Annotated in this window: 1 protein-coding gene; it reads right to left on the minus strand. The window is 77.1% G+C overall.

Annotated features, from left to right (window positions below; genetic code table 11):
- The coding region (locus tag G3I41_RS29655; RefSeq protein ID WP_164403581.1) for a cupin domain-containing protein at window positions 1-959 on the minus strand (959 nt) is incomplete at its 3' end.
- Between the last annotated feature and the right edge of the window lie 31 nt (window positions 960-990).

Below are 990 nucleotides of genomic sequence, written 5' to 3' on the forward strand. Positions count from 1 at the left end.
AGCGGCGCGGGGCGGGCCTGGGCGCGCCGGGCGCGGTGGAAGTCCGGGGCGGGATCGGCGCCGGCGAGGGCCGCGAGGAGGCGTTCGCGTACCGGAGCGGCCTCGCCGTCCGGGCCGGCCACGCCGAGCGGGAGGGAACCGCGCATCCAGGGGTCCTCGCGCAGCTCCGCGAGCGCGGCGCGCATCAGCTGTTCCGCCAGGGCGTACCGGGTCCAGGTGTGGACGCCGAGCGTGAGGTGGACCGCGACCTCGCCCTGTGCCTCGGCGGCGTGCAGCCAGCCGCGCGGCAGGTAGAGGACGTCGCCCGGTCCGAGCACGGTGTCGAGGTGCGGTTCGCCCGCGGCGGCCTCGGTGACGGCGGCGCGGTGGTCGGTCCAGGGCTGGTCGCGCAGCGGGTCGGGGTGCACGGGGCGGTGGACGATCCAGCGCTTGGTGCCCTCCACCTGGAGGACGAAGACGTCGTGGACGTCGTAGTGCGCGTCGAAGCCGCGGTTCTGCGGCGGGGTGACGTAGGCGTTGGCCTGCACCGGGTGGCCGAGTTCGGCGGCGAGAGCGGCGGTGAGGTCGCCGACGGGGGCCCAGGTGCGCTGGAGCGCTTGCAGGACGAGGGTCGCGCCGTCGGCGAACTCCCGCCACAGCGCGGTGTCGTCGGCCTGGTCACCGATGGTGGCGCCGACCCCGGCGGGCGAGGTGAACGAGGCGTCGGGCAGCGTGGCGCCGTTCCTGGCGACGCGGAGGAACGGCGTACGCAGTCCGCGCCGCGAGACGAGTTCGTCCACGGCCGCGGCCGAGAAGAGGTCGGAGAAGTCACCGGCCCGGCGGGTGAGCAGGGCCTCGCGGCCCCAGAAGCCGCGGGCGAAGGCGGCCCGGTCCGTGCCGGGCGTCAGACGCGACTCCAGGACCCCGGGGGCCGCGCTCGCGGCCCCGGGGTCCTGGGCACCGGCCGGGGGTGTGCTCAAGAACGGTCCGCGCCGCCGTCGGCCCCGCCGT

Source organism: Streptomyces sp. SID9727 (assembly GCF_010550605.1).
Classification (GTDB): Bacteria; Actinomycetota; Actinomycetes; order Streptomycetales; family Streptomycetaceae; genus Streptomyces.